General features: G+C 31.9%; 3 protein-coding genes and 1 rRNA gene. 3 read left to right on the plus strand and 1 reads right to left on the minus strand.

What is annotated here, in order from left to right; all coding sequences use genetic code 11:
- Positions 1-2: 2 nt before the first annotated feature.
- Together rrf and ABZA26_RS11720 are read left to right on the plus strand one after the other, a co-directional pair.
- Positions 3-119: ribosomal RNA gene (gene rrf, locus ABZA26_RS11715) — 5S ribosomal RNA — on the plus strand.
- A 164-nt stretch (positions 120-283) separates the two neighbouring features.
- A complete protein-coding gene (locus tag ABZA26_RS11720; RefSeq protein ID WP_372714705.1) occupies positions 284-811 on the plus strand; it encodes an NUDIX hydrolase in 528 nt (175 codons plus the stop codon).
- A 4-nt stretch (positions 812-815) separates the two neighbouring features.
- Here ABZA26_RS11720 and ABZA26_RS11725 read toward each other — a convergent pair whose 3' ends face one another.
- Complete coding sequence (locus ABZA26_RS11725) at positions 816-1,595, minus strand: hypothetical protein (RefSeq protein ID WP_372714706.1); 780 nt, start codon at positions 1,593-1,595, stop codon at positions 816-818.
- Positions 1,596-1,801: 206 nt separating this feature from the next.
- Between ABZA26_RS11725 and ABZA26_RS11730 the strand changes: the two genes are divergently transcribed.
- Positions 1,802-2,779, plus strand: a complete 978-nt coding sequence (locus tag ABZA26_RS11730; protein ID WP_372714707.1) for a lipoate--protein ligase — start codon at positions 1,802-1,804, stop codon at positions 2,777-2,779.
- Positions 2,780-2,842 lie beyond the last annotated feature (63 nt).

Raw genomic sequence — 2,842 nt, forward strand, 5'->3', positions numbered from 1 at the left:
AGCTTGGTGAGAATAGCTGTAGGGGTACACCTGGTCACATTCCGAACCCAGAAGTTAAGCCTGCATACGCTGAAAGTACTTGAGGGGCAGCCCTCCGGGAGGATAGGTACTTGCCAAGCTTTTTTTTATTTTTTGGAAAAATTAAAAAACCTTTTTGAGGTTTTTTTTATTTGTGTGATATAATTAATTCAAATAAAAATATATGTAAGTACCCAGTAAAATCGGACTTTTTATGTGTATACCAACAAAAATAAAAAAACTTATAATAAATAGGGGGACGTTTATGAAAATTAGTGACTTAAGATTTTTGAGGGTAAAAGTTGAGAAACATCCAACAACAGATATTGATCTTGAATACATTCAGAAACCAAATGCTATTGCAGTTTTTATTCTCAATGAGAATATGGATAAAACACTTTTGGTGAAGCAATACAGACCCGGTGTAAAGGGAGACCTTTATGAGATTCCTGCAGGGATTATAGAGGATGGAGAAACAGCAGAAAGTACTCTTAAAAGAGAGATAAGAGAAGAAACAGGGTATACAGAGGATGATTTTGAACTGCTTTATATTCCTAAAAAGCCTTTGATTCTTTCACCGGGATATACCACAGAGTCTTTGTATATGTATGTAGCAAAAATACATGATGACGGAAAAGAACCCCTAGAACTAGATTTAGATGAAGGGGAGCACCTTACATGTCACTGGTTTGATATTGATGAAGTGGAAGAGATAACAACAGATATGAAAACAATTTTTGCAAAACAGCTTTATGAAAACCTTAAATATAAGAAAAAAATAGGCAGCCTTTAGCTGCCTATTTTATATTGAATAAATTTCTTTTATATTCCCAGTATGAAGTCTCTAGCTGAGAGGCTATTTTTCCAAAAAGATTGAAACACATTTCTAAAAATTCCTCATTAACAGTCACTTTATTATTATTCTTTGGGGTCATTATTTTTAATAGCTCAGCCTGTAAGTCGTCTGGAATATCGATGTTTAGATTATGCAGGTAATTATTTCTGACTTTTCTGATGGTATTTAGGCTCTGCCACTCTTTTTGAGAGATGGTGATATTCAACTTGCATTTATTTTTAAGAAAAAGGATATATTTATTTATATAGGGAAGATCCTTTTGATTGAAATCGTTAAAATCGTGTTTGCTGATATATGAAATATCTTTCACTATATTACTGAGAAGATTTTCGAACATTGTAAATAAAATAAGTAAAACGGATAGATAGTGCATTTCGTAAAAATAATCTACGTCTGCATAATGACACTTACCGTATTGGTCTAAAACCCTGTTTTCTTTAGAGCGCTCGTTTTTATGATCTCTCAGGAGTTCCTTTGAACCGCTGAGATACTCTTTTATATGAAGGTTATTCAGTTCAAAATACCTTTGTAAACTTCCAAGCCTCATTTCAAATTCTGAAAAAAGTTTTGAAAAATCCTCGTTGCATTTAAAATAAGGGTTGAAAATGCAGTATGAAAAAGGGTCTATGGACAATGAATCTAAGTCTTTTTCCTCTGGGATATCCGGGATGCTATCTGATTCTGATTTTTTTCTGTTAAAAATTCCGTTAAAAAAATTCAAATTTAATCCTCCTTTAAGTAAGAACTCCATGCTGATTTAGTAAAAAATAAAATTTCATTCATAATAAATATCTGTGTATGCAGTACTTTAATTATAATAAAAAATAAAGAATAATCAAAGAAATATAAAATTATTATTGATTATGTACATAAAAAGGAAAGCTTTTCCTGCTGAGTATACTATAAAAAAGATGAAGGAGAAGTGGGATGCTTAATATAATCAACAAAAGCAAAGATCCGTATTTTAATCTGGCTCTTGAGGAATATGCATTAAAAAATATAAAGGGAGATATTGTAATATTTTGGCAGAATGAGAATACAGTAGTAGTGGGTAGGAATCAAAATACACATGAAGAAATAAATCATGAATATGTCAGGATGAATAATATCAATGTTGTGAGGAGGCTCTCAGGGGGAGGAGCTGTGTATCATGATGGTGGAAACCTGAACTTCACATTTATAACTGATGCAACAAAGGATAATGTTAATAATTATAAAAAGTTTACCGAACCGGTTGTGAGCTCACTTAACCTTATGGGGGTGATGGCTGAGTTCTCAGGAAGAAACGATATAGTTATAGATGGTAAAAAAATCTCAGGTAATGCCCAGTATTATTTTGGAAACCGATTATTACATCACGGAACTCTTCTTTTTGATGCAGATCTGGCCATACTGGGAAAAGTTTTGAATGTAAAGACAGATAAAATAGAATCGAAGGGAATAAAATCTGTAAGAAGCAGAGTTACAAATATATATCCCTATCTGAAAGAAAAGGTCAATATAGATGAATTTAAAAAAAAATTAATTTTAAATCTTTTAATGGGAGGGGCAGAGAATTATATTTTGTCAGATAAAGAAAATTTAATAGTTGAAAATCTGGCAGAAGAAAAATACAGAGACTGGAACTGGAATTTTGGAAAATCTCCGGAATTTAAGATAACTAAAAGAAAAAGGTATAAAGGCGGGGAAGTGGAAATAAGAATGAATGTTTCTCAGGGGAAAATTGATGAAATAAAAATTTACGGGGATTTTTTAGGGTATAGGGGGACGGAAGAAATCGAAAGAATACTAACTGGCAAGAGATTTCATGAAAAAGATCTGGTTGATTGCATAAAAGACCTGGATATTGAAAAATATTTTTGTGAAATAAAAGTAGAAGATATAATGGACTGTATTTTTTATTAAAAAAGGTGCTTTAGGCACCTTTTTTAAATGTTTTTATTTTTCTGAATTGCTCCGTGAGCAGCC

The sequence above is a fragment of the Ilyobacter sp. genome, assembly GCF_041583315.1.
Classification (GTDB): Bacteria; Fusobacteriota; Fusobacteriia; order Fusobacteriales; family Fusobacteriaceae; genus Ilyobacter.